This is a genomic window from Acidobacteriota bacterium, from assembly GCA_034211275.1.
In the GTDB taxonomy this organism is placed as follows: Bacteria; Acidobacteriota; Thermoanaerobaculia; order Multivoradales; family JAHZIX01; genus JAGQSE01.
Map to the genome: position 1 here is coordinate 1 of JAXHTF010000103.1, position 23,987 is coordinate 23,987.

Genomic DNA, 23,987 nt, shown 5'->3' on the forward strand with positions numbered 1-23,987 from the left:
TTACGGCTACGCGGGCGCGGGACTGGCGCCATCGGAGCATTACTTTGGTTGCGGCCCGCGGCCGCGTTGGCGGCTCCACATCGGAGCTGGGGCCTCGTCCTGGCTCCGATGCGCTCAGCTCATGCTATCCCCTCGCGGATCTCGGCGGTAGCCCCGTGCCACCGCGGACAAAGAGGATACCGCAAACCCGGAATCGTGCCCCGAAGCTCAGCGAACCCAGCGCCGGACCCAATAGGTGAGCTGGTCGAGGGCGGTCACCACCGCCACCACCACCAGCAGCAACACCGCAACCTTGGAGTATTGGAAGCCGCGGACGTAGAGCTGAATGTAGTACCCGATGCCCCCGGCTCCCACCAGCCCGAGCACCGCTGCGTCGCGGAAGTTCATCTCCAACCGGTAGACGGTGAAGGCCACCACCTGGGGAATGGACTGGGGCAGTAGCCCGTAGCGCACGGTCTGCAGCCAGCCCGCGCCGGTACCACCCACCGCCTCCACGATCCCCGCCTCGGCGGTCTCGAATTCTTCGGCGTAGAACTTGCCGAGCATGCCCAAGGAGTGAAAGGCGATGGCCAGGGCGCCGGGGAAGGGGCCCAGGCCGACGGCGGTGACGAAGAGGATGGCCACCACGATGAGGGGAATGGAGCGCACCAGGCCCAAGAAAAGCTTGACCCCGTGGGACAGCCACGCCGGCGCCACGTTGGCCGCCGCCAAGAATCCCAGGGGCAAGGCCACCACCGCCGCCACCGCGGTGCCGGCGATGGCGATCATCAAGGTCTCGATGGTCGAGCGCAGCACCAGGGTGGCGACGCTCCAATCCGGCGGCACCAGGCGGGTGAAGAATTCCGCGAAGCGCGGTCCCGACTGCGCCAGCACCGCCAGGTCCGCCTCGGACCAGTGGAAGGCCCAGAGGACCAGCAGACTAATCGCCGACCAGCCGCAGACCCGGGCCAGGAAGCGCAGTCGCCATCGCCGCTGCAGCACCGTCGCCGTCATCTCGATCCCCTCCTGATTCCGAGTCGTCCCCCCGATCCACCGAGCGGTAAATCTCTTCCGCATGCTCCTGCCGGAAACCCTCCGGCGGTCCGTCGTAGACCACCCGGCCGTCGGCGAGACCGAGGAAGCGGCTGGCGAAACGGCGCGCCAGCTCCGGCTGGTGCAGGGTCACCATGAGGGTGACGCCGCGGCGGGCGGTGCATTGCACCAGCAGCTCCAGCACGTCCTCCGCCAGCTCCGGGTCGAGGCTGGAGATGGGCTCGTCCGCCACCACCACGTCCGCCTCCTGCATCAGCGCCCGGGCGATGGCAGCCCGCTGGCGCTGGCCACCGGAGAGGGTCTCCACCCGCCGCTCCGCCAGCTCCTGAAGCCCCACCTCCCGCAGGATCGATTCCGCCTGGCGCCAAGCTTCGGCGGGGTACCAGCCGAAGAGGCTCGGCAGCCGCGGCACCCTGCCGAGGGCACCGGTGAGCACGTTGGCTACCACGCTCATGCGCGGCACCAGGAAGAACTCCTGATCGATCATCGCCACCCGCCGCTGGATCTCCCTCCGCCGGCGGCCGGGACCGGCGGCGGGATCCTCTCCCAACACCTCCACCCGCCCGGTGGAGGGCCGCAGCCGCCCCTTGATCAAGCGGCTCAGAGAGCTCTTGCCGGAACCACTGTGACCGAGCACGAAGACCCGTTCTCCCGGCGCCACCTCGAGGTGGGGAATGTCCAGCGCCAGGGTGCGGCCGTAGAGCAGGTGGACATTCTCCAGCCGCAGCACCGATGCCTTGGAAAAGCCAGCGGAAACTGAGGAGCGAGGGTCCATGGTCGCCTCAGCGCCCTCCCGCGGGCAGAAAACCGTGGTCCCGAGCCAACTTTTCGACCTCGGCGTAGGTCTGGTGATCCACCTCGACATAACCATCGACGTTGTAAAGACTGCGCAGCAGATGCTTTTGAGGACCGCCTTCGAGAGCCAGCAGCGCCTGCTTCAAGCGCTCCACCCTCGCCGCCGGCAGGCCCTTGCGCACTACCACGCAATGGCTGGGGATGGGCTTGGACTCGGCGATCCAGCGCACCTGGTCCCGCTCCTCCGGCCGCAACAGTGAGAAGGAATATTGGCCGATGCCGGCAGCGTCGACGAAACCGTTGAGCACAGCCCGCAAGGCCTGTTCGTCACCGCCGGCGAAGTAGATGCGGCCGAAGAAGCTCTCGGCATCGTCCCGCTGGCGAATCAGCCCGGCATCGCGGAAGATCTCCAATGGATACAGATAGCCGGAAGAGGAAATGGGATCGGTGAAGGCCACGGTGCGGCCCTTCAGATCCGCCTCGGTGCGGATGCCGCTGTCCTTGCGCACGAAGATCCGCGAGTGGTAGCTGGCACCACCGCTGTAGACCTCACCCAGTAGCGGCACCGCCCCCGCCTGCTGGTGGGCGAGGACGTATTGCAGGGGGCCCATGAATCCCACATCGGCGCGCTGGTTGCGTAGCGCCTCCACCACTCCGGCATAGTCGGTGGCGGTAAAGGCCTTGACGCTCGTCCCCAACTGACTCTCCAGGTATTCCGTCACCGGCCCCACGTCCTCGAGCAGCTGATCCGGATTCTGGTAGGCGATGAAAACCACCCGCAGCGGCTCCTCCGCCGACGCCGGCGGGGCGAAGAGGAACGCCCCCAGCAGTAGGCTGAGGATCGTCAGGGTGAACAGGCCGAGCCGACTCCCGGCGCACGCTTTCCGATACAGGCTCATCGCAGCACCTCCCGATGCTCTTCATACAACCGATGGTACTCCGCCAGCCGGGCATCCAAAGCCTCCCCATCCCCCTTGCGGTGAGCCTCGGCGGCTTCGTCCACCAGCTCCACCATGCGGTCGAGAACCGGCAGCTGAGAGTCGTCCTGAACGTCCCATTTATGAGCGTTGAGCTCAAAGGCAACGGTCTCCAGCGTGGTGGCCACCAGCTCCGCCTTGCCGCGGGCGCGGAGGAAATCCAGCGTCGAGAGGAAGAAGGAGAACTCTTCGAGCTCTGCCTCCAGGGTGTACACCGTGTTTTCGTAGGCGTCGGTGCCGCCGCCGACGGTCTCCAAGTAGGCGGTGAGGTCCGCCCGCTGCCGGGGTTCCAGGTTCAGCTCGTAGTGCTCGTCAAACCAACCTACCACCGCCTCCAAGGTCGGCAGACGGCCATCGTGGAAGTAGGGCGGCGAATAGACGATGCCCAGCAGCGTCGGGGTGTCCAGAGCGCGGTCCCGGGAGTCGGGGCCGGTGCCGGTGACGCTGCCGAGGTCATGGCGCCGGCGATCGAGGAAATGATCCGACGGCACGTGGCAGGTGGCGCAGGAGCGATTGCCCATCTGCGGGAAGGAGCGGTGGAAGAGCTCCTCGCCCCGCCGCGCCGCCGCCGGCGCCGTCTCCGCCAACGAGCCGTCGGGGCGCAGCATGGGGTTGGGCAGGAAGTCGAATTCGAGCATGTAGGCCACCAGGCCGTCGAGCAGGGTGGGATCCGGCTCCGGGCCGTTGAATTCGTTGACGATGACGTTGCGGGTGAAGTCCCGCAACGACTCGAAGCGACCGTTGCGGCCGTAGGGAGCGGTAAAGCGCAGGCCCCGCAAATCCGGCGTATCGAGGTGATCGAAATGGCCGTTGTTGGCGTGGGGAGCGAAGAAGCTATTGCTCACGTCCAGCCCGCCGGGGCGCTCGGAGAGGCCAGGGATGAAGAGATCCGGGTTGGTGATGCTCTTGTTGTGGCAGGTGTTGCAGCTGATGCCCATGGAACGGGCCGGCTCGCCGAAGACGAAGGGGCTGTCGAAAGCCATGTCACCGAGGGCGATGAGGGGCGTTTCCCGCTCGTCCACGCCGCGCTCCGCCATGTTGAGGATCTGCCGCGGCCGCGGCAGCTGCTTGTTGATCTGGCTACCCGGCGGCAGCCGCGGGGGCACCCGCGCGGCGGCGTCGAAGGTTGGGCTGTGGGCCGGCAAGGGCATGAGCATCCCGCGCGCTTGCGGCGCGAAGCGGTCGCCAAAACTGCGATCCAGATATCCCGTCAGCTCGGCGGCCTCGGCGCGGAAGATCTCCGGCTGCGGCGCCAGCACCCCGGCCCCGAGGACGCCGGAGCTTCCCAGGGCGCTGGACATCTCCAGCCAGCAAGCGCCGAGCTCGCGATAGGCCGGCTCGTCGGCGGAACGGATCTCGTGCTCGAAGGCCGCCCACAGCCGCCGGGCGGTTTCGAAATGGGCCGACGCGGCGGGCTGCCCCAGCTGCGCCCCGGCGGCCTCCAATGCTGCGGTGAGCGCATCGGCGACAGCGCCGGTGGAAGCCCTGAAGAGGCTTCGGGCCGCTTGCCGCTGCTGCTGCGGGGAGGGCACCTCGACGGCCTCGTCGCCGCCGCCGGAAGCTGCCAGCATTGCCGGCAAGACCTGCTCGGCCTGCTGCCGGAAAGTCTCGGCGGTGTCCCCGTCAATCTCCGCCAGTCCCTCTCCCATCGCTTCCATCTCCGACGCCACCTGCTGCCAGGGAACCGGCTGCAGAGACAACAGGAAAGCGCTCCGGCGATAGCTCTCCACCACCGGATGGAGGTCTTCCGGTGGAACGATATGAGCCTTCGCCGGCGGCGCCCAGAACAAGGCCGCCAAACCCCAGACAGCCAACCCCCACAGGGACAACCCTCCGAGGAGCAACCCCCGGAGAAGGAAGGCCGAGGTGAGGCTCAGGAAGAATCTGCGAGGAATTGGAGAATCCCCCCGCAGATCGGCTGGAATGGGAAGGCTGGAGTGGGTCGGAAAATTGGGGCCGATGGTTGAGAACATTGAGCTGACTCCAAGCGAAACCTCGAGGGCCGGTCCGCCGGCGGCATTCCTTGGGACCGCGGTCTTCTGAAGCGGTCTTCTGAAGCGGTCTTCTGAAATCGTGGGGCGCGACCCGAATCTTTCTTACTACCTGTTACTTGCCAACCTGCTGGCTTCGTCGTGGACTTTGAGTCGAGAATATGGCGCCAGCAGATTTTGGCTACTCAAAAACTAGCCCTTGCGCGCTCAAATGTCAAGCGAGCAGCCTCGATCAGGATTTCTCACTATCAAGAGACGGGCCGTCAGTGCGGGGGCGGGCATAGAATGAGCCGGTGCTGCGGTCGGTCCAGGCCGCCACGAAGCCCGAGGAGGTCTCTCATGTTGAAAACTGTCCTTTCCAAGCCCCCCATGTTGCAGCGTTCCATATCCCCGAACTTCGCCCCGGTGCTCGCCGCCATCGTCGCCCTCGCTTTGCTCGCCGGCACTCCGGTCCTGGCCGCCGGGACCAAGAAGCCCAAGGACGCTGGCGAAGACGCCATGGCTCTCTACGAGAAGGGCAAGCAGGCTTCCGACGCCGGTGAGTTCGAAAAGGCCCTGGGAATCTTCGAGAAGGCCTACGAGATGGAACAGGAGAATCCGGACATCCTCAATATGCTCGCCTACACCCAACGCAAGAACGGCAAGATCGATCAGGCCATCGAAAACTACCACCGCGCCCTGAAGCTGCGGCCGAAGTTTCCCGAGGCTCGGGAGTACCTCGGCGAGGCCTATATCCAGGCCGCTCTGCGCGAGATCGAAACCCTCGAGAGTTACGGCGAAGAAGCGGACCATGAGCTCGAGGAGTTGGTAGAAGCCCTCAAGGCAGCGGCAGCCGGTCTCTAAGCCCCACCGATCCCCTCTATCCGGAGCACTGCTTCCCAGTCCTGCGCCGCGGAGAGGCCCTCTCTCCGCGGCGACCTCTCCTCACACCACCCCCCCACCCGCTGGACTTCCCCTGGCTGCCTCGCTATACTCCTTCAGCTTAAATTCCAGTTATCGTTGAAATGATCCCCGCTCGGGACCGTTCACCGCTTAGCTTATTTCCCACAGGGCCCTCTTTCGCAAGCGCTTTCCTGCGTGCGGTCTAAGACCTCGCGTGCCGGCAGCGCTTCTGTTGCCCGTGCCCCCGATTTGCGTGCATCCGGGGAATCGCGGCTGTTCTAGGTCCCCTCGTGCTCCGTCCCGGAGTCTCGGGAAGGGATGTCCGTTCACCGTTCTCAATTCGAGGAGTAGTGTGTTGAAAAATCGTTCTATTACCTGGCTAGTGTTCTTGCTAGCCATCGCTCTCCTGGTGCCGGCCACGGCCGACGCCATGCAGCGCAACTTCGACGCCCGGCAGGAAGCCGTACGCGGCGTGAAGTTGACCCCGGCGGCCTCCCAGGATGCCGCGCTCAACCAATTGCAGGCCCAGATTCCCAATCTGGAGGTTCGCCTGGAGCCCACCACCGGTGCGGCCCGCACGATCTCCAACCGCACCGGCTACCTCACCGCCGATGACCGGGAAGCGGCCCCCCTCACCGTCGGCCTGAGCTTCGTCCAGGACAACCTGGCCCTCTTCGGCCTCACCCCGGCGGACCTCGAGGGCTACGAAGTCCGGGATTCTGTCTTTTCCAAGGTTTCCGGAGCCACCCATCTTTATCTCGTACAGCGCCACGCCGGCATTCCGGTCTACAACGGCCAGCTGCACCTCAACGTCAATCGCAACGGCCGGCTGATCAGCGTCAACAATGCGTTCCTGCCGGAGCTGTCCAAGTCGGTGAACTCCACCGCGCCGCGACTCACTGCCGTGGCCGCGGTGAACTCCGCCCTGCGCCATCTGGGCCTGGACACCAAGGTCGAGGGCCGTAGCGGACTGCCCACCGGCACCACCCAGACGACTCTGATCCCTCACGAGGGTGTCTCCCAGCGCCCCATCACCGCCCAGCTCATGTGGCTGCCGGTGCACCGCGGCAACGCCCGGCTGGTGTGGAATTTCCAGATCTGGACCCTCGACAGCCAGCACTCTTTTGACTTCAACGTCGACGCCATGAACGGCAAAGTCTGGACCCGCTTCGACTGGACCAGCGACGACTCCTATCGCGTCTACGCCATCCCGGCGGAGAGCCCCAACCACGTGACCCCGCTGCCGCCCTCCGATGGCCGCACCCTGGTGGTGAGCCCCGCGGACAGCACCGCCTCGCCCTTCGGCTGGCATGACACCAACGGCTCCGCCGGCGCTGAATTCACCATTCACCGGGGCAACAACGTCCACGCCTACGACGACCGCGACAACAACAACTCGCCGCCGTCCAGCGAGCCCGACTGCGGCGGCTCCATCGTCTGCGACTTCAGCCTCAATCTGACCCAGGCGCCGAACCAGTACATTCCGGCGGCGGTGGCCAATCTCTTCTATTGGAACAACATCATCCACGATGTGCAGTACCAGTACGGCTTCGACGAGCAGGCCGGCAACTTCCAGGAAAACAACTACGGCAACGGCGGCTCCGGCAGCGACTCGGTGAACGCCGAGGCTCAGGACGGCTCCGGCTCCAACAACGCCAACATGGCGACCCCGCCGGACGGCTCCAACCCGCGGATGCAGATGTACGTGTGGACCGCCCCCAACCCCGACAAGGACGGCGATCTGGACAACGGCATCATCATCCACGAGTACGGCCACGGCATCTCCATCCGCCAGGTCGGCGGCCCCTCCACCTCCAGCTGCTTGAACAACACGCAGCAGGCCGGTGAGGGTTGGAGCGACTGGTGGTCCCTGGCCTACACCGCCGAGACCGGCGACGCCGGCACCGACCCCCGCGGCATCGGCACCTACGCTCTGGACCAGGCTACTTCCGGCCCGGGCATCCGCACCCAGCGCTACAGCACCGACTCGGGCGTCAACACCTGGACTTATTCCACCATCAGCACCGGCGTGTCCGTGCCTCACGGCGTCGGCGCGGTGTGGGCCCAGGGAATCTGGGAAGCCTATTGGGCACTGGTGGACGTCCACGGTTACGACTCGGACATCTACAACGCCGCCGGCGGTGCCGGCAACCAGCGCATGATGCTCTACGTCAACGAGGGCCTGAAGAACACCGCCTGCTCGCCGACCTTCCTGGACAACCGGGACGGCATCATCCAGGCAGCGGTGGACAACTACGGCGGCGCCGACGTGTGCCGTCTGTGGGAAGCCTTCGCGGCCTTCGGCCTAGGCACCGATGCCAGCACCGGCGGCTCCGGCAGCCTGTCCGCCACCAACGGCTTCAGCGTGCCGCCGGAGTGCCAGTGCTCGCCGCAGCCCATCGCCGATGCCGGCCCTGATCAGCTGATCTGCCAGGGTGACTCGGTACAGATCGGTACCCCGGCCCAGACCGGCAACTCCTACAGCTGGTCGCCGGGCGGCCAGACGTCGGCGCAGATCACCGTCTCGCCGGCGGCTACCACCTCCTACACCGTCACCGCCACCACCTCCTGTGGTAGCGCCAACGACTCCGCCACCGTGACCGTCGACGACGGCTCCGGCGGGGGTCTGAGCGACGACTTCGAGGGTGGAGCGGGCTCCTGGAGCGCCAGCGGCCTGTGGCACCTGACCAGCAACTCCAGCTGTGCTTCGCCGGGCTATTCCTCGGCGGTGAACGCCTTCTACTACGGCCAGGATGCGAGCTGTGACTACGACACCGGAGGCACCAGCACCGGCGACCTGATCTCGCCGACCATCTCCGGAATCACCTCCACCTCGACTCTGAGCTTCGACTACTACCGCGTCGTGGAGTCCTTCACCGGCGGGTCCTATGACCAGGCCGAGGTAGCGGTCTCCGGAAACGGCGGCAGCAGCTGGACCACCCTGTGGTCCCGCGATTCCGCCGACGCCTCCACCGCCTCGTGGCAGAGCAGCGGCAACCTCTCCCTGTCGGCCTTCGCCGGTCAGGCGATCCAGGTGCGCTTCCGCTTCAATTCGGTGGACGGCGTGTCCAACACCTTCACCGGTTGGTTCATCGACGACGTGGTGGTCACCGGCGAGTCCGCTTGCGGCCCCGGCAACACCCCGCCGACCGTGAGCATCACCGCCCCGGCGGACGGCTCGTCCTCCACCCAGGGTGATTCGGTGAGCTTCGCCGGCTCCGCCAACGACGCCGAGGATGGCAACATCACCGCCTCGCTGAGCTGGTCTTCCAGCATCGACGGCGCCATCGGCTCCGGTGGATCGTTCTCCACCTCCGGCCTCTCCGTCGGTAGCCATACCATCACCGCTTCGGTCACCGACAGCGACGGAGCCCCCGGCTCCGACTCCATCTCCGTGAACGTCAACGCGCCCACCAACGACGCGCCGGTGGTGAACATCACCGCGCCGGCGGATGGTTCCAACTTCGACGAAGGAACCTCGGTGAGCTTCAGCGGTACCGCCAACGACACAGAGGACGGCACCATCACCGCCTCCCTCAGCTGGTCTTCCGACCTCGACGGCAGCATCGGCTCCGGTGGATCGTTCTCCACCTCCAGCCTCTCCGTCGGCAACCACACCATCACCGCCTCGGTCACCGACAGCGGCGGAGCCCCCGGCTCCGACTCCATCTCCGTGACCATCAACGCGGTGGGCGGGGGTGACTTCATCGACTTCGATGTCACCACCACCGTCGCCTACTCCAACCAGGACACCTCCAACGGGTCCTTCACCACGGAAGACGGCGGCTTCACCTTCTCCATGACCGGCAACCGTTGGCGCCGGACTTCGGAGACCTTCACCATCACCTCCAATACGGTGATCGAGTTCGACTTCCTGTCCACGGAGGAAGGCGAGATCCACGGTATCGGCTTCGACGAAGACGACACCCTGACCAACGATCTGCGCATCTTCAACGTCTTCGGCACCCAGAACTGGGCCAGCGACATCGATTGGTCGCCCCAGTACACCACCGCCGAATACGGCACCTGGAAGTCCTACAGCATCCCCGTCGGCCAGTACTACACCGGTAGTGGCTTCTACCTGGTGCTGGTGAACGACAAGGACACCACGACCTACACCAATACCTCCAAGTTCCGCAACGTGCGGATCTACGAGGACACCCCGCCTCCGGGCTGCATCACTACCGACTTCTCCAGCGGTGCCAGCGGTTGGACCAACAGCGGTTCCAGCACCTGCTCCACCGGAAGCTTCGTGGCCGCGGCTCCCACCGAGGTGGTCAACGGCGGAGTCACCACCCAGGTGGGCGGTGACCACACCGGCGGCGGCAACGCCTACTTCACCGCCACCAACACCTCCGCCGGCGTCAACGACGTCGACGGCGGCAACTGCATCGCCGAGTCCTCCACCACTTCCGTGGCCGAGGCTTCCGACGTGTCGATCTGGTACTTCCACGGCCAGCGCGACGCTGGGGACGATCCCAGCGGGGACTTCTTCCTGCTGGAGATCTCCACCGACGGCGGTTCCACCTGGTCCACCCTCGCCTCTGCCGGCGACGTGACCTCCAACGCCGTCTGGACCGAGGCCACCACTACGGTGCCCGCTGGCTCCGACGTGCGCTTCCGGGTCCAGGCCTCCGACGGCACTGCCGGCGGCGACCTGGTGGAAGCCGGCGTGGACGACATCTCGATCTGCCCGTCCGGATCTCTGGCGCCGGGAATCTCCCGCTAAGAGATCTAGAACGACGCTAGATCCTCTGAGATAGCAAGAAGGGGGGCAGGCCCTTGCCGGTCTGTCCCCCTTTTCTTTTTGCCGGTATTTCGCTGCTTCCTTGCTTGTCCATTTGCTGTGCAATCTTTGGGAGACCACCTCGGTCTCCGATTCCTTGATCTCGGGCCCCTGACGGCTCGCACCTCGGAGAGAAACTCGTGATGATTCTTCGTTCTGCCCTCCTGGCGGTCGCCTGCGGACTGCTCTTCCTGACCTCGGCCCTCGCCCAAGGTCTCGCCCCCGGAGAGGATCCCGGCCGGAGCCGGACCATCTCCCTCACCTCCGGCGTCATCGACGCCGCCAACCCGGCGCCGGTGCCGGAAAGTCTTTCGGCCACTGAGGACGCCATCCTGTTGGTCAAATTTCCCGGACCGGTAGACGAGAAGCAGCTGGAGCGCCTACGCACCGGCACCGATCGCGTCTACACCTACCTTCCCCACGACACCTTCCTGGTGCGCCGCCGGCCGGAAGGCGAAGCGGCGGATCTGCTGCGCGCCACCGGCGCCCGCTGGGCCCTGCCCTATCACCCGGCCTACAAGCTCAGCCCGGCGACCCTCGGCATCGGCGAGAAAGCGCTCCAGCCCGGCGCCCGGGACCAGCACATCGTCCTGCTCCAGGTCTTCCCCGACGCCGACCTCGACCGGCTGCGCAAACACCTCGAGGAGCTGGGAATTCAGAACGTTGTGGGCAGCGCCGAGCGGGGCCGCTTCCCGCGGCTGCGGCTGCTGCTCACCAGCGCCGAGGTGGAACGCTTCCGCGAGCCTTTGGCCCTGGCACCGGAGATCTTCTGGATCGACATCGAGCCCCGGCGAGTGTTGCTCAACGACACCACCGTTTGGGTGGGCCAGAGCGGCACCGGCGGCGCCGGCACGACGCCGGTCTTCGATCAAGGCATCTACGGTGAAGGCCAGATCGTGGCGGTGCTGGACACCGGCATCGACCCCGACATGTGCTATTTCCGCGATCCCGCCCTCGGCCTGCCGCCGCGCAACGAATGCGACGGCGGTACGGTGGTGGACTTGAACCAGCGCAAGGTCATCGCCGTCGACTTCCTGTGGAGCAGCGAGTGCAGCGGCGGCATCTCGAGCTCCGAATGGGATACCCAGGACCACGGCACCCATGTCGCCGGCACCGTCGCCGGCGACAACCTGGCCAACCCGCTGATCCACGACGCCGGCGACGGCATGGCCCCGGGGGCCAAGCTGGTGGTGCAGGACTGTGGCTTCCAGACCGACAATTGCGCCGACTGTCCGGGCATCGGCTGCCCGGTGGTGGACCTCAATCCCATCTTCCAACAGGCCTACGATCAGGGCGCCCGCATCCACACCAACTCCTGGGGTGACGAGGAGAACAACCCGGTCAAGGGCCGCTACACCGCCGGCAGCCAGGACGCCGACGAATTCATGTGGAATCACAAAGATTTCCTGCTGGTCTTCGCCGCCGGCAACGACGGTCCCGGCACCGGCTCCATCGGCAGCCCGTCCACGGGCAAGAACGTCATCTCCGTCGGCGCCACCCTGCGCGGCACCAGCGCCGAGAGCATGGCCTCCTTCAGCAGCTGCGGCCCCACCGCCGACGGCCGCATCAAGCCCGACGTCACCATGCCCGGCTCGGGGATCATCTCCGCCAACTCGGATAACAACACCGGCAGCAACAACTGCAACACCAAGAGCTCCAGCGGCACCAGCATGGCGGCGCCGGGAGTCGCCGGCGCGGCGGCGCTGGTCCGCCAATACTTCACCGACGGCTGGTATCCCAGCGGCAACGCGGTCCCCGGGGATGCCCTCACCCCCTCCGCGGCGCTGGTCAAGGCCACGGTGATGAATTCCGCCACCGAAATGAGCGGCACCGCCGCCATCCCCGGCGGCTGTCAGGGCTGGGGCCGGGTGCTACTGGATGACGCCCTCTTCTTCGGCGGCGAGAGCCGGGAGCTCTTCGTCGAGGACGACACCACCGGCTTCGCGAGCGGTAGCTCCGGCGTCGAGCGCACCTTCAATGTCGCCGTGGGCAGCTCCCTGGAGCCCCTCAAGGTCACCCTGGTCTGGACCGACTTCCCGGCGGTACCGCTGGCGGATCCGGTGATCGTCAACGATCTGGATCTGGAGGTCAGCGGACCTTCCGGCACCTATTTGGGCAACGTCTTCAGCGGCGGCGCGTCCACCACCGGTGGCAGTGCCGACCGGCTCAACTCGGTGGAGCAGGCGCTCCTCCCCAATCCCCAGACCGGTACCTACACCGTCACCGTGCGGGCCTTCAACGTGCCCAGCGGCCCCCAGCCCTTCGCGCTGGTGGTCACCGGTGCGCTGACTCCGCCTTGCTCTCCCGCTCCCATCGCCAACGCCGGCCCGGATCAGCAGATTTGCCAGGGTGATTCGGTGCAGATCGGCACCGCGGCCCAAAGCGGCCACAGCTACAGCTGGTCGCCGGGCGGCCAGAGCTCGGCGCAGATCACCGTCTCACCGGCGGCCACCACTACTTACACCGTCACCGCCGCCACCTCCTGCGGCAACGCCCAAGACTCGGCCACAGTGACCGTCGACGACGGCTCCGGAGGGGGGCTGAGCGAGGACTTCGAAGGCGGCGCCGGCTCCTGGAGCGCCAGCGGCCTGTGGCATCTGACCAGCAACTCCAGCTGCGCTTCGCCGGGCTATTCGTCGCCGGTGAGTGCCTTCTACTTCGGGCAGGACTCGGGGTGCTCCTACGACACCGGCGGCGCCACCAACGGCGATCTCGTCTCGCCGGTGGTCTCCGGCATCACCTCGGCCTCGACCCTGAGCTTCGACTTCTTCCGTCAGGTGGAGTCCTACACCGGGGGATCCTTCGACCGCACCGAGGTGGCCGTGTCCACCGACGGCACCAGCTGGACCACCCTCTGGTCCCGCGATTCCACCGATGTTTCCGCCGGCAGCTGGCAGGGGAGCGGTGATCTCTCGCTGGCGGCCTACGCCGGCCAGCAGCTGCAGGTGCGCTTCCGCTTCGACACCGTCGACGGCACCGCCAATGGCTTCACCGGGTGGTTCATCGACGACGTGGTGATCACCGGCGAGTCCGCTTGCGGTCCCGGCAATGCCGCACCGGTAGTCAGCATCACCGCACCGGCCAACGGCTCCAGCTTCGACGAAGGAACCTCGGTGAGCTTCGCCGGCACCGCCAACGACGCCGAGGACGGCAACATCACCGCCTCCCTCAGCTGGTCTTCCGACCTCGACGGCGCCATCGGCTCCGGTGGATCGTTCTCCACCTCCAGCCTCTCCGTCGGCAACCACACCATCACCGCCTCGGTCACCGACAGCGGCGGAGCCCCCGGCTCCGACTCCATCTCCGTGACCATCAACGCGGTGGGTGGGGGTGACTTCATCGACTTCGATGTCACCACCACCGTCGCCTACTCCAACCAGGACACCTCCAACGGGTCCTTCACCACGGAAGACGGCGGCTTCACCTTCTCCATGACCGGCAACCGCTGGCGCCGGACCTCGGAGACCTTCACCCTCACCGCCAACACGGTGATCGAGTTCGACTTCTTGTCGACCGAAGAAGGCGAGATCCACGGGATCGGCTTCGATGAGAACGACACCCTCACCGACGATCTGCGCATCTTCAACGTCTTCGGTACCCAGAATTGGGCCAGCGACATTGACTGGTCGCCCCAATACACCACCGCCGAGTACGGGACCTGGAAGTCCTATAGCATCCCCGTGGGGCAGTACTACACCGGTTCCGGCTTCTATCTGGTGCTCGCCAACGACAAAGATTCGAGCCCCTACACCAACACCTCGAAGTTCCGCAACGTGCGGATCTACGAGGACACCCCGCCCCCGGGCTGCATCGTCACCGACTTCTCCGGCGGCACCAGCGGTTGGACCAACAGCGGTTCCAGCACCTGCTCCACCGGCACCTTCGTGGCCGCGGTTCCCACCGAGGTGGTCAACGGCGGAGTCACTACCCAGGTGGGCGGTGACCACACCGGTGGCGGCAACGCCTACTTCACCGCCACCAATTCCTCCGCCGGCGCCGACGACGTCGACGGTGGCAACTGCATCGCCGAATCCTCCACCACTTCCGTGACCGAGGCTTCGGACGTGTCGGTGTGGTACTTCCACGGCCAGCGCGACACCGGCGGCGACGCCAGCGGGGACTTCTTCTTGCTGGAGATCTCCACCAACGGCGGCTCCACCTGGTCGACCCTCGCCTCCAACGGCGACTCGACCTCCAACGCCGCCTGGACCGAGGTCACCACCACGGTGCCCGCCGGTTCCGACGTGCGCTTCCGCATCCAGGCCTCCGACGGCACCGCCAGCGGTGACCTGGTGGAAGCCGGCGTGGATGACATCTCGATCTGCCCGTCCGGATCCCTAGCGCCGGTGAGCACCCACTAAGCGGTCTGAAAGCACCGAGAGAAACAACGACGGGAGCAGGCCAACGAGGTCTGCTCCCGTTTTCTTACTACCAAGCCTGGTATGCTCACGCGCCATGTGGGTAGGCAGGGCTTTGGCCGCTCTGACGCTGGTGTTCGTCCTGGGAACGACGAGCTGTGGCCGTGACGAGCCGCAGCGGCTGCTGCGTTTGGGAGAGCTGGTGGAGACCCACGAGTTGGCCCGCCAGGTGCTCGATGTCTCCGGTCCCGTCGCCGGGGAAGCGCGTCTCTTCCCGGTCGCCATCGAGGCGGCCCGCTACGCGCGCCTGGAGATCCGCGCCCGTGGCGAGGCCACCATGCTCGAGCTGGGCTGGAAACTGGGGCAGGAGCGCTTCATTTCCAAGTTCCGGCGCCTGAGCTTCCCCACCGTCGCCGACGGCGAAGTCCACACCTACGAGGTCAACCTCCAACGCGAGCCCTATTGGGTCGGCCGGGTCGACCAGCTGGAACTTTCCGCCCGCGGCGGTGAGGTGGAGATCCTCAAAGTCACCGTCACCCCCGCCGCTTCCGCCTACCGCGACCTCGCCCTCGGCGGTGAATCGCTGCCATCCTTACCGGCCATCGAGCGCTACGTTCTCGAGCTACCTCCCAATTTGCCGAAGCCGCTGGTCTTCGAGTCGAACCTGGGCATCGTCCCAAGCTTCGACCGAGAAGGTGTGAAAGTGCAGTTCCGCGCTTTCGTCGAGCACGATGGAGAGAAGATTCCCTGGCTCGACCAGACGGTCGACGGAGTTCCGGGCCGAGAGGCCGGCGGCTGGATGCCGGTGCGCCAACAGGTCTCGGCGCCCGCCGGATCCCGGCTGGTGCTGGAAGCCACCGCCACCCGCCATGGCCAGCCGCTGCCGGAAGGCGCCGGCGCCTGGGGCAACCCCTTGTTGGTGGCAGGACAACGGAGCGCCGAGCCGGACGTCATCGTGGTGGTCATCGATACCCTGCGGGCCGACTTCCTGGGCTCCTATGGCAGCCCCGACGGCCTGACCCCGCACCTCGACCAGCTGGCGTCGCGATCGGTGCGTTTCGACGACCTCAGCGCTCCCGCACCCTGGACTCTGCCCAGCGTCGCCTCGCTGATCACCGGCCTACATCCTCAAACCCACGGCGCCGGTCAGCGCCGGGGCAACTTCGCCCCCACTGGCCTCACCGCCGCCGGGCACACCTTGGCGGAAGTCCTTTCCGGCGCCGGCTTCTTCACGGCGGGCATCTACCACAACATCTACCTCAACCCGCCCTTCGGCCTGCACCAGGGCTACGACAGCTATCTCTCCGCCGAGGTGGAGGACGATCAGCTGGTGGATCGGGCGCTGGCGACCCTGGAGCGCTATCGGGACCGCCGCCTCTTCCTCTACCTGCACCTCTTTGGTCCCCACAACCCCTACGAGCCCCCCGAATCGGAGTGCAACGAGGTAGCTCGGCGGCTGCGCCCCGGGTACCAGGGCTCCCTCGGCTGCGCCGGGGATCGCCGTCCCCAGGGCCCCATGCCGGCCTTCGAGGATCGTCCCTGGATGGAGGCCCTATACAAGGCCGAAATCGCCTTCACCGACCGCCAGCTGGGGCGCCTTTTCGAGGTGTTGGAGGCGGAGTATCCCGACGCCCTGCTGCTGGTAACCAGCGATCACGGCGAAGACTTCTGGGAGCGCCAGCCCCAGCTGCGAGCCCACGGATACCGGCTCAACGCCGACCACGGCCACCACCACTTCCAACAGCTGAGCCGGGTGCCGGGCATACTCCGGCTGCCGGGCACCGAACCGGCGGAGGTCCACGACGCCGTGGAGCTGGTCGATTTCTTCCCCACTCTTCTCGACACCCTGGGGCTCGAGGCTCCCGCCAACCAAGGGCGCAATCTCCGGCCTCTGATAGAAGGCCGCCAGCTCCCCCGGCTCACCCGCCTCTCGGACCGCTTGCTCTACGGCCATCCCCGATGGTCCGTGCGGCGAGGCCCTTGGAAGCTGGTGGTGCCCCACGGAGACGAGGTGACGCCGGAGCTCTACCATCTCGAAGACGACCCCGGCGAGACCGACGACCGCGCCGCGCAGGAGCCCGAAACGGTGCAGGCACTGCTGGCCCTGGGCCAGGAGGAGCGAGCTCGGCGGGCGCGAGAACGAGAACGCTACCTTTCCGGCCAGGACATCCTCAGCGCCACCTACCTGGAGTGGAACCACATCACCAAGCTACGCTCTCTGGGCTACCTCAATTGAAGCCGCCAGCCACCCGAGCCACTCACCCCGAAACCCCGAACGCCGAGGAGCCAACGCCATGAAGATCACCCCCGGAACCACCGCCCTGGTCACCGGCGCCAGCTCCGGCATCGGCCGTACCCTCGCCCTCGAGCTCGGCCGCCGCGGTTGCCGCGTGGGCCTCATGGCCCGTTCCCAAGAGCCCCTCGAAGAGCTGGCCGCGGAGCTGAAAGAAGCCGGCGGAGAAGGCCTGCCGCTACCCGCCGACGTACGCGGCGAGGAGGCGGTGAAGGCGGCGGTGGATCGCGCCGCAGAGGCCTTCGGTGGCCTGCAGCTGGTGGTGGCCAACGCCGGTCTGGGCCGCTACGCGCTGGTCGAAGAGCAGCCGGCGGAGCACGTGGAGGTGACCATCCACACCAACTACGTGGGCATGACCCACGTCGTGCGCCATGCACTCCCTCACCTGCTTCAGCAGACGCCCTCCCACATCGTGGGGATCACCTCTTCCGCCGGCCTCATCCCCCACCGCCTTTCCTCCGCGTATTGCGCCTCCAAGGCCGCCGCCAACACCTATCTCGCCACCCTGCGGCTGGAGGTCTTCGATCGCGGCGTCGGCGTCAGCTGGATCTGCCCCGGCCTGGTCCAGACCCCGTTCATCGAAAAGGCGGACCTCGATCCGGCCCAAGACCTCCCCCGCCTGGCCCGCTGGCTAGTCCCCACTTTGACCGAAGACAAGGTGGCCCGAGCCACCCTTCGCGCCATTGAGGCCAACCGCGCCGAGGTGGTCCTCCCCTTCATGATGCGCTTCTTCGCCTTCACCCGCCGCCTCACTCCAAGACTCGCGGATTGGCTCAACCGCACCACCGGCTGACTTATCGCAGATGCAAGACGAACGCCCCGGCTCCCCCAAGGCTCCGGGGCGCTTCCCCATAGGCGCGAACGAATTCCGCCCCCTCAGAGGCCAGCCAGCGTTCCAGCTCCCGCTTGAGCACCGACACCCCTCCCGGCGACCGGCGGCCCTTGCCGGTGACCACGACGACGGTAGACATCTGGTGGCGGCGGGCTTGCACCATGAACCGCTGCAGAGCGTGGCGCGCCTGCTCGACGGTGAGACCGTGGAGGTCGAGGCGGTCGTCGGTGGTGAGCTGGAGGCCGCGGGGAATCTTGACTTTGCGCGGCTTGGGCGGCGCCTTCTTCCGCTGCACCCGATCCTTGTCCGGTGCCGTCCCCAACCGCTCCATCTCGCGCAGAAAAAGCTCCCGCTCCTCGTCCTCGGGCTTCTCGCCGGGGAGGTATCGGAAGGAAAGGTCGCTTCTCCTGCTGCGTTTCTTGCCCATGGCGGTGATCGTCGGAAGGTCGGGCCCAACGCCTTCGTCGGAGGGCGTCGAGGCAGTCTACCAACCCACTTTGGACAGCGCGGAACTCCGTCGGGAGGGAGCAAATACAGCTCGGGCCGGCGCTCCTCAGGGAAAGAACGCCGGCCCGAGCTGTGGGGGCTAGAGGTTCGGACCCCATCGAACGGGGCCGAAGTAGCTCTAAGCGGTGAGAGCCAAAACTCCAAAGATCACCGCCAGCAACACCAAGACGATGCGCGCTGCGGTCATCAAACGGGTGGATGCCACAGGCTTGGTCCCCGACGGTTTGATGCCGGTCAAAGCGGCTAACAAAACGAAGAAAACGGCAAGGCCGAGTAGGACGATCAAGCTCATGACGAAGGCTCCAAAAAGGTCAGTGGATCAGAGGGCGGCCGCGGGCTGCAGGACCGGAAGGGCAGCCTTTTCAGCAGCAACCCTCAGCAGTCTTCAGCGAAGGCGGCTCAGTCGAGAAGGAGTGTCTCCGGGGGCAGGTCGAAGGCATCGAACGCCGCACACGTTTCCCGGAGAAGCTCGTCAGCCCGGTCGGTCTCTCGACCCCTCTCGGAGCTACTCCGATCTGGGAGGTGAGAGACCCGCCGACTCGAACCTCGACTCGGACTTCGACCAGGCCCGTCAGGAACCTCAGCGCAGGTTGTGGCGCTCTTCCCAGGCATTGAGCTCTTTCTCCGCCTCGGCCCGAGCCTTGCCATACCGCTGCTGAATCGCACCGATCAGCTGGTCCCGGCGGCCTTCGATCTTGTCCAGATCATCGTTGGTGAGCTCGCCCCATTGTTCCTGGACCTTGCCCTTGTACTCGTTCCATTTACCCTTCAGCCAAGACTCATTCATCGTCGCAGTAGCCATAATATTGCTCCTTTCAATTTAATTGACGGCTTGCGTCTATCGTTCATGGCCAGCAGGTGTCGCGAGAGCTTTCTAGAACCGTGGACCCGACTCAAACGCCCTCACACCCACCGGCTCGTGACGCCCAATAGAAGGAGCAAGGCCTGTGCCATAGGGTCAGAGCCCCTGAATTCAGGGGTTTGCGAAGGTTTCCGCCCGGGATAGGCGGCAGGATTTTGCAAGTCTGGGGGTGGGGGTGGGTAAGAAACGCCGCGGGGCGGTCAGCTGAGCCACTTCGGCCGCTTGAACAGCACAAGCCACCAACTCGACAGGTGCCTACCTATGCGGTGCGAGTATCCTCTAACTCTACGAACTCGAAAGAAGTCAGAATCGACGAAAACTTCTTCCGGACGGCCTCGGACCAACCAACCCCTTCGCGATCCATCATGTTCAGGGTATAGCCGAACCTACCCCGCGGAAAAAGGATGCTGCGTACCCTTAGTGGAAATACCTCGCCGGCCGCACCTTCGAAGAGATAGCGGAGCCCGCACTCGCAAGCAGAGACATTCCCGAAGTCGATCAGCCGGGGGATCTCGTAAAAACTCAACTCTTTCAAGTAGGGACGATACACCTCAGCATAAGCCCAACCGTGGGCCTCCACATCAGAAGGCTCTGTGCCATCGAGCTCTTCGACGAAAAGGTTGAAAATAGGCTCATCAGACCGACTCGGTTGAGACTTCGCCACGCTGACCATCGGCAAGCCCACCGAGTCCTTGAGCATTTGAGCCTGTCCCTCGTCAGGACAGGCAAGTTGCTGATCTACAAGCATCTGGCCCAATTCGAGCCTGGACACGAAGAACCAGTCATGCGGCTTCCTGAAGCGAAACCCAAGGCTCCGATTGAAATAAATATCAGCTCTTGTTTCTACAGCAGGAAAGTGGCCCACTGCCAGAGCAGAGGCACTGACGCCTAAGAACTCTAGAAATTTTCGGCGACTTAGGTTCATAGGATCAAACCCTCAACATTGACCTTCAGGCCGTGCAGGACATTGCTCCTGACACGGGAGGACACAAACCTCAAGGAGCGTTGAATTTTGCCAATGGAGCTGGCCGGAATCTGACTGCATGGTTACTGCTCCAAATCAAGGCCTGGTTAGCAACCATTCAGCAGGCACCTCCATAGTTGAACCATCGGAGGATTCCACCAAGAAAAGGGCGTCGTCCTGCAAATCAGACGCCCTTAGACCATCCTCAACTCTTACTCTCCTTCCCCCAACAACCGATCCGCGTTGCCCAGATCGAAGCCGCTCTGGAGCAGCAGAAGCAATCCAAGCAAGCTGCCCCCATTGGTGGAGAAAAGGCTCTAGTACACGGGTAGCCATGGCGTGCCATCTAGGTCCGACAAGATCATTCCCGATAGTCCTCGAACTCCCACAAGCCATAGCGCCCCAGAAAAGACGCTAGCTCTTCCCAAGAATCACCTCTCGCCTGCCCCACTAGGTGCTCAACAAAGCGTCTCAAGGAAGAAAAACTATAGTCAAAGACCAAGAGATGATGGCGCCCAGAAACGACCCGCTCTACGCCCCTCTGATCTCGCAACCAGTCAGGTGTACAGACTACGAAGTCAAAAGACTCTTCTCCTTCTCCACCGACTGGGCCGACCAATACCTGAAGCAAGAAGCCGAACTTTTGCGCGTCAGGCGGCTCCCAGCTTTCCAGATTGTGAACATCTGGGCTGTGAAGACCGCGAACTTCAGCTCTCATGAATCAATCATCTATATTGAGGTGACCGTTAGACTGCCAATGCGTGAAACCTGGAGGCCTAGCTTGTAGATTCGCTTGATATCTCCCAAGACGGGGTTTGAATGTGGGTGGCCGGAATTGTCGTAGGCCGTCAGCGCTCACGAGAGTTCGACCATCCGAGGCTATACTGAAGCCTTCCCCCACCCAAGCTTCACCTACCACTCGTGCCTGCTCTCGCGTAGCGTAGCCAACGCCAAAATTCCCCTTGCCCCTTGCGGCATCCCTAAGTATTCCGCTTAGCTCAGCCCAGTCATCCCAATTATCCGCTTTTCCAATGACTCGTTTACCAGCCTTCGCCCCCACCCCATACCCTCCCCCAGGCAGCACCGCCCCCAACCCCAACCCACCCACCGACAACCCCTTGTCCCACAAGTCCGCACACGGATCGCTGACCGTGTCCCAAGCGTCATAAAGATCATACAGCGTCAGCGCAACCTCGAAGGCTGCGTAGCCCAGAGCCAACGCCGGCAGGATCTGTCCACTAGGATCAGCGCGGTTGATGGGGTCGTTGGCTACGTAGGCATAGAAGTTGGTGTCGCCGCCGGCGAAGCCGAGGGGGTCCTTGGCGGTCCAGCGGCCGGTTCGGGGGTCGTAGTCGCGGACGCCGAAGCGGATCAAGCTGGTTTGGGGGTCGTAGAGACCGCTGGCGAAGCCGAAGGGTTGGAAGCCGGGGTTGGTGTCGAAGAGGACCTGGCCGAAGGAGTCGTAGTCGAGACGCTGGGCTACGGCGCCGGTTTCGACATCTACCACCAGGCGGACGCTGCCTATCGGGTCAGCGATGATCCGGTAGGTTCTTCCGCCTTTCTCCAGGTAGGCCGGCACGTTGCCGCGGTCCCCGTAGACGAAGCGCGAGACCACATTGCCCGCACCGTCCAGCTCGGCGACGGGGTTGAGGAGGTCCGTGTAGAGCCAGCCCTGGACCAGCGAGCCGTTGACCTTCTTCCCGATACGCCGGTTTTCGCCGTCCACCAAATACTCGACCAACGGCGCCCCCGGGGCCTGCACCGAGCGCAGATTGCCCAGGGAGTCGTAGTCATAGAGCACCGACTGACCGCTCTGGGTTTCGCTCTCCAGCTCCCCTGCAGCGGTGTAGGTGTAGCCGCGGTCGCCGTAGGTCAGGAGGCGGTCTTGGTCGTCGTGGGTGGCGGCAAGCGAGCCACTGGGGGTGAGCAAGCTGGTGCGGTTGCCGTTGGCGTCGTAGCCGTACTCCGCCACCAGGGCGCCGTCCCGCTCAACCCGCTGCAGCCGGCCCCGCGGGTCGTAGGAATAGCTGGTGACCGAGGCCTGCCCCTGGATCGTCTCCGCTCGCTCGGTGATGCGGCCAAGGGCGTCGCGCTGGTAGCCCACCTCGTAGAGAGAGGTTCCGCCGAAGGCTGCACGGTGGCTGGTGAGCTCGCCGAAGGGGTTGAAGCCGCGCTCGGTGGTCAGGTCCCCCTGAACGGTGCCGGTGATGCGGCCGTTGGCGGCGTCCCGGACCAGGGTCAGATCCCCGGCCTGGGTCAGCAGACCGTCGCGGTCGTAGTCGTAGCTGGCCAGAGTCGAGCCGCCGACCCGCATCGACGCCACCTTGAGCTCCGCATTGAAGCTCCAATCCACCGTCCCCGTCACCGGCCCGGACCAGCTGAGCGAGCGCAGCAAGTGTCCCTGGTAGCCGTAGGTCAGGGTCGAGCCTTCAGAGGTGGTGAGGGTCCCTACCTGGCCGGCGGAGGTGTCCCAGCCGAGAGTGGTCTGGCCATCCGGATGAGTGAAGCTCTCCAGCCGCCCGAGGTCGTCGTAGGCGAAACCCAGAGCCTCGCCGCCGGCGCGTTGGATTTGCTCCAGCTGGCGATCCGGCCGGTGCCCGAGCACGAGACCCTCGGCGGGCGTGCCGCCCGGAGGGGAGTAGGTCGAGACCTCGTCCCGGGGCGTGTACTCGAAAGCATGAGCCGGCCGCCCCGGCGGCGTCAACGTCTCCAGGTTGCTTCCAGCATCCCAGGTGAAGGCGACCGGGCTGCCGTCGGGCAGGATCTGCGATAGAGGGCGATTGGCGGCGTCGTAGGTGAAGCGGGTGACGCGATCCAGCGGATCGGTGACCGTTGACCGACGGCGCAGCGATTACGAAGAGGCTCACCATAACGCGGCGCTTGCCGCGTAACGAAGCTGTCCACTTTTCCGGGGGGAGGTCAGGTCACAGAACATTGTGCCAAAGAGAAACCTCGCCATTGACCGCCTCGAGAGAAGTTTGGGGTCAACGGGCCCACTTGGCCACTAAGCTCTGCCCTCGTTCCCAGTCAACCGCTCCACAGCCATCTCCAAGGCCTCCTGAAACGCTTGCAAAGGGATTTCCCGAGTTAGCTGCTCTTTTAGTGCCTCAGGTCCCGGAAGCTCCACGAGAAAGCAATCATGGTCTTCCTGGCTTACCAACGCCACGAATTTGCTTCCATAGTAGATCTCAGCAAAGACCTTTTCATGTACCAGATCACTGGCCACTTGCACCTTCAACGGATTCTCAGGCCCCATAAATCACCTCAAGGCTCTAGAAAACCAACAAATTCTCCATCCGCATCAAAGCGAGCCCCTCTGCCGGTCAGCGTGTCGAAGATATCGTGGCCACCAAAGCGGTTGACTTCCGTAGCTTGATCTGTGCTGTATAGGATTTCTCCCAGAACCTCTTGAGCTTGGGCGTTTCGATCTGCAGCAGGACCCACAGACCGAGGGAAGGCGCTTCCAGCGCGATCACCATGTTTTTGCAGAGCCCGCCCTGCCCTCGTCAATCCGTTCCTGTCTAAACGGTTACCAGCCCTAAGAAGGTCTCCTAACGTCCTTCCGGTAGCCTCAATCGCCTCACGCCCAGCCTTCGCCCCCACACCATACCCGCCCCCAAAAAGGAAAATCCCCGCCCCCGCCCCCGCCCCCGCCACCGACAATCCTTTGTCCCACAAGTCCGCACACGGATCGCTGACCGTGTCCCA

Annotated in this window: 14 protein-coding genes; 5 read left to right on the top strand and 9 right to left on the bottom strand. The window is 65.0% G+C overall.

All coding sequences use genetic code 11. The features are described 5' to 3' along the window. Positions 1–207: 207 nt before the first annotated feature. From phnE to SX243_15665, 4 genes are read right to left on the bottom strand one after another with little or no spacing between them, the layout of a single operon-like run. The gene (phnE, locus tag SX243_15650; protein MDY7094405.1) at positions 208–993 is read right to left on the bottom strand and encodes a phosphonate ABC transporter, permease protein PhnE; all 786 of its coding nucleotides are present in this window, start codon (positions 991–993) and stop codon (positions 208–210) included. Beyond that, on the bottom strand, positions 920–1,807 hold the full coding sequence (locus tag SX243_15655; GenBank protein ID MDY7094406.1) for an ATP-binding cassette domain-containing protein: 888 nt from the start codon (positions 1,805–1,807) through the stop codon (positions 920–922). The genes phnE and SX243_15655 overlap by 74 nt, the downstream gene beginning before the upstream one ends. A 7-nt stretch (positions 1,808–1,814) precedes the next feature. Beyond that, positions 1,815–2,726, bottom strand: a complete 912-nt coding sequence (locus SX243_15660) for a phosphate/phosphite/phosphonate ABC transporter substrate-binding protein (protein MDY7094407.1) — start codon at positions 2,724–2,726, stop codon at positions 1,815–1,817. Further along, entirely contained in the window at positions 2,723–4,777 is a 2,055-nt protein-coding gene (locus SX243_15665) for a cytochrome c peroxidase (GenBank protein MDY7094408.1), read from the bottom strand. The genes SX243_15660 and SX243_15665 overlap by 4 nt, the downstream gene beginning before the upstream one ends. 357 nt (positions 4,778–5,134) lie before the next feature. Between SX243_15665 and SX243_15670 the strand changes: the two genes are divergently transcribed. The 5 genes from SX243_15670 (at position 5,135) to SX243_15690 (ending at position 17,907) form a co-directional block, all read left to right on the top strand. Then, on the top strand, positions 5,135–5,638 hold the full coding sequence (locus SX243_15670) for a tetratricopeptide repeat protein (protein MDY7094409.1): 504 nt from the start codon (positions 5,135–5,137) through the stop codon (positions 5,636–5,638). Between the two features lie 394 nt (positions 5,639–6,032). Then, the gene (locus tag SX243_15675; protein ID MDY7094410.1) at positions 6,033–10,406 is read left to right on the top strand and encodes a M36 family metallopeptidase; all 4,374 of its coding nucleotides are present in this window, start codon (positions 6,033–6,035) and stop codon (positions 10,404–10,406) included. 200 nt (positions 10,407–10,606) lie between these two features. Further along, the gene (locus tag SX243_15680; protein MDY7094411.1) at positions 10,607–14,824 is read left to right on the top strand and encodes a S8 family serine peptidase; all 4,218 of its coding nucleotides are present in this window, start codon (positions 10,607–10,609) and stop codon (positions 14,822–14,824) included. 112 nt (positions 14,825–14,936) lie between these two features. Continuing rightward, on the top strand, positions 14,937–17,057 hold the full coding sequence (locus SX243_15685; protein MDY7094412.1) for a sulfatase: 2,121 nt from the start codon (positions 14,937–14,939) through the stop codon (positions 17,055–17,057). Between the two features lie 58 nt (positions 17,058–17,115). Continuing rightward, positions 17,116–17,907, top strand: coding sequence for an SDR family NAD(P)-dependent oxidoreductase (locus SX243_15690; GenBank protein MDY7094413.1), 792 nt, complete (start codon positions 17,116–17,118; stop codon positions 17,905–17,907). A gap of 1 nt (position 17,908) precedes the next feature. Here SX243_15690 and SX243_15695 read toward each other — a convergent pair whose 3' ends face one another. The 5 genes from SX243_15695 to SX243_15715 all read right to left on the bottom strand — a co-directional run bounded on the left by SX243_15695 (position 17,909) and on the right by SX243_15715 (position 22,983). Beyond that, positions 17,909–18,373 carry a Smr/MutS family protein gene (locus tag SX243_15695; GenBank protein MDY7094414.1) on the bottom strand — a complete coding sequence of 155 codons (465 nt, stop codon included), beginning with the start codon at positions 18,371–18,373 and terminating at the stop codon, positions 17,909–17,911. A gap of 198 nt (positions 18,374–18,571) precedes the next feature. Next, positions 18,572–18,745 (bottom strand): hypothetical protein, encoded by a 174-nt coding sequence (locus tag SX243_15700; GenBank protein MDY7094415.1) that lies wholly within the window; start codon positions 18,743–18,745, stop codon positions 18,572–18,574. Between the two features lie 288 nt (positions 18,746–19,033). Then, positions 19,034–19,240, bottom strand: coding sequence for a CsbD family protein (locus SX243_15705; protein MDY7094416.1), 207 nt, complete (start codon positions 19,238–19,240; stop codon positions 19,034–19,036). 334 nt (positions 19,241–19,574) lie between these two features. Then, positions 19,575–20,240: a hypothetical protein gene (locus tag SX243_15710; GenBank protein MDY7094417.1), complete on the bottom strand. Its 666-nt coding sequence runs from the start codon at positions 20,238–20,240 to the stop codon at positions 19,575–19,577. A gap of 760 nt (positions 20,241–21,000) precedes the next feature. Beyond that, entirely contained in the window at positions 21,001–22,983 is a 1,983-nt protein-coding gene (locus SX243_15715; GenBank protein ID MDY7094418.1) for an RHS repeat-associated core domain-containing protein, read from the bottom strand. Positions 22,984–23,987 lie beyond the last annotated feature (1,004 nt).

Bases quoted from the DNA above. Each gene is read 5' to 3' on its own strand.
- SX243_15690 (MDY7094413.1), top strand. From the start codon at position 17,116: ATGAAGATCACCCCCGGAACCACCGCCCTGGTCACCGGCGCCAGCTCC.
- SX243_15655 (MDY7094406.1), bottom strand. From the start codon at position 1,807: ATGGACCCTCGCTCCTCAGTTTCCGCTGGCTTTTCCAAGGCATCGGTG.
- SX243_15680 (MDY7094411.1), top strand. From the start codon at position 10,607: ATGATTCTTCGTTCTGCCCTCCTGGCGGTCGCCTGCGGACTGCTCTTC.
- SX243_15670 (MDY7094409.1), top strand. From the start codon at position 5,135: ATGTTGAAAACTGTCCTTTCCAAGCCCCCCATGTTGCAGCGTTCCATA.
- phnE (MDY7094405.1), bottom strand. From the start codon at position 993: ATGACGGCGACGGTGCTGCAGCGGCGATGGCGACTGCGCTTCCTGGCC.
- SX243_15700 (MDY7094415.1), bottom strand. From the start codon at position 18,745: ATGAGCTTGATCGTCCTACTCGGCCTTGCCGTTTTCTTCGTTTTGTTA.
- SX243_15705 (MDY7094416.1), bottom strand. From the start codon at position 19,240: ATGAATGAGTCTTGGCTGAAGGGTAAATGGAACGAGTACAAGGGCAAG.
- SX243_15695 (MDY7094414.1), bottom strand. From the start codon at position 18,373: ATGGGCAAGAAACGCAGCAGGAGAAGCGACCTTTCCTTCCGATACCTC.
- SX243_15660 (MDY7094407.1), bottom strand. From the start codon at position 2,726: ATGAGCCTGTATCGGAAAGCGTGCGCCGGGAGTCGGCTCGGCCTGTTC.
- SX243_15665 (MDY7094408.1), bottom strand. From the start codon at position 4,777: ATGTTCTCAACCATCGGCCCCAATTTTCCGACCCACTCCAGCCTTCCC.
- SX243_15710 (MDY7094417.1), bottom strand. From the start codon at position 20,240: ATGAACCTAAGTCGCCGAAAATTTCTAGAGTTCTTAGGCGTCAGTGCC.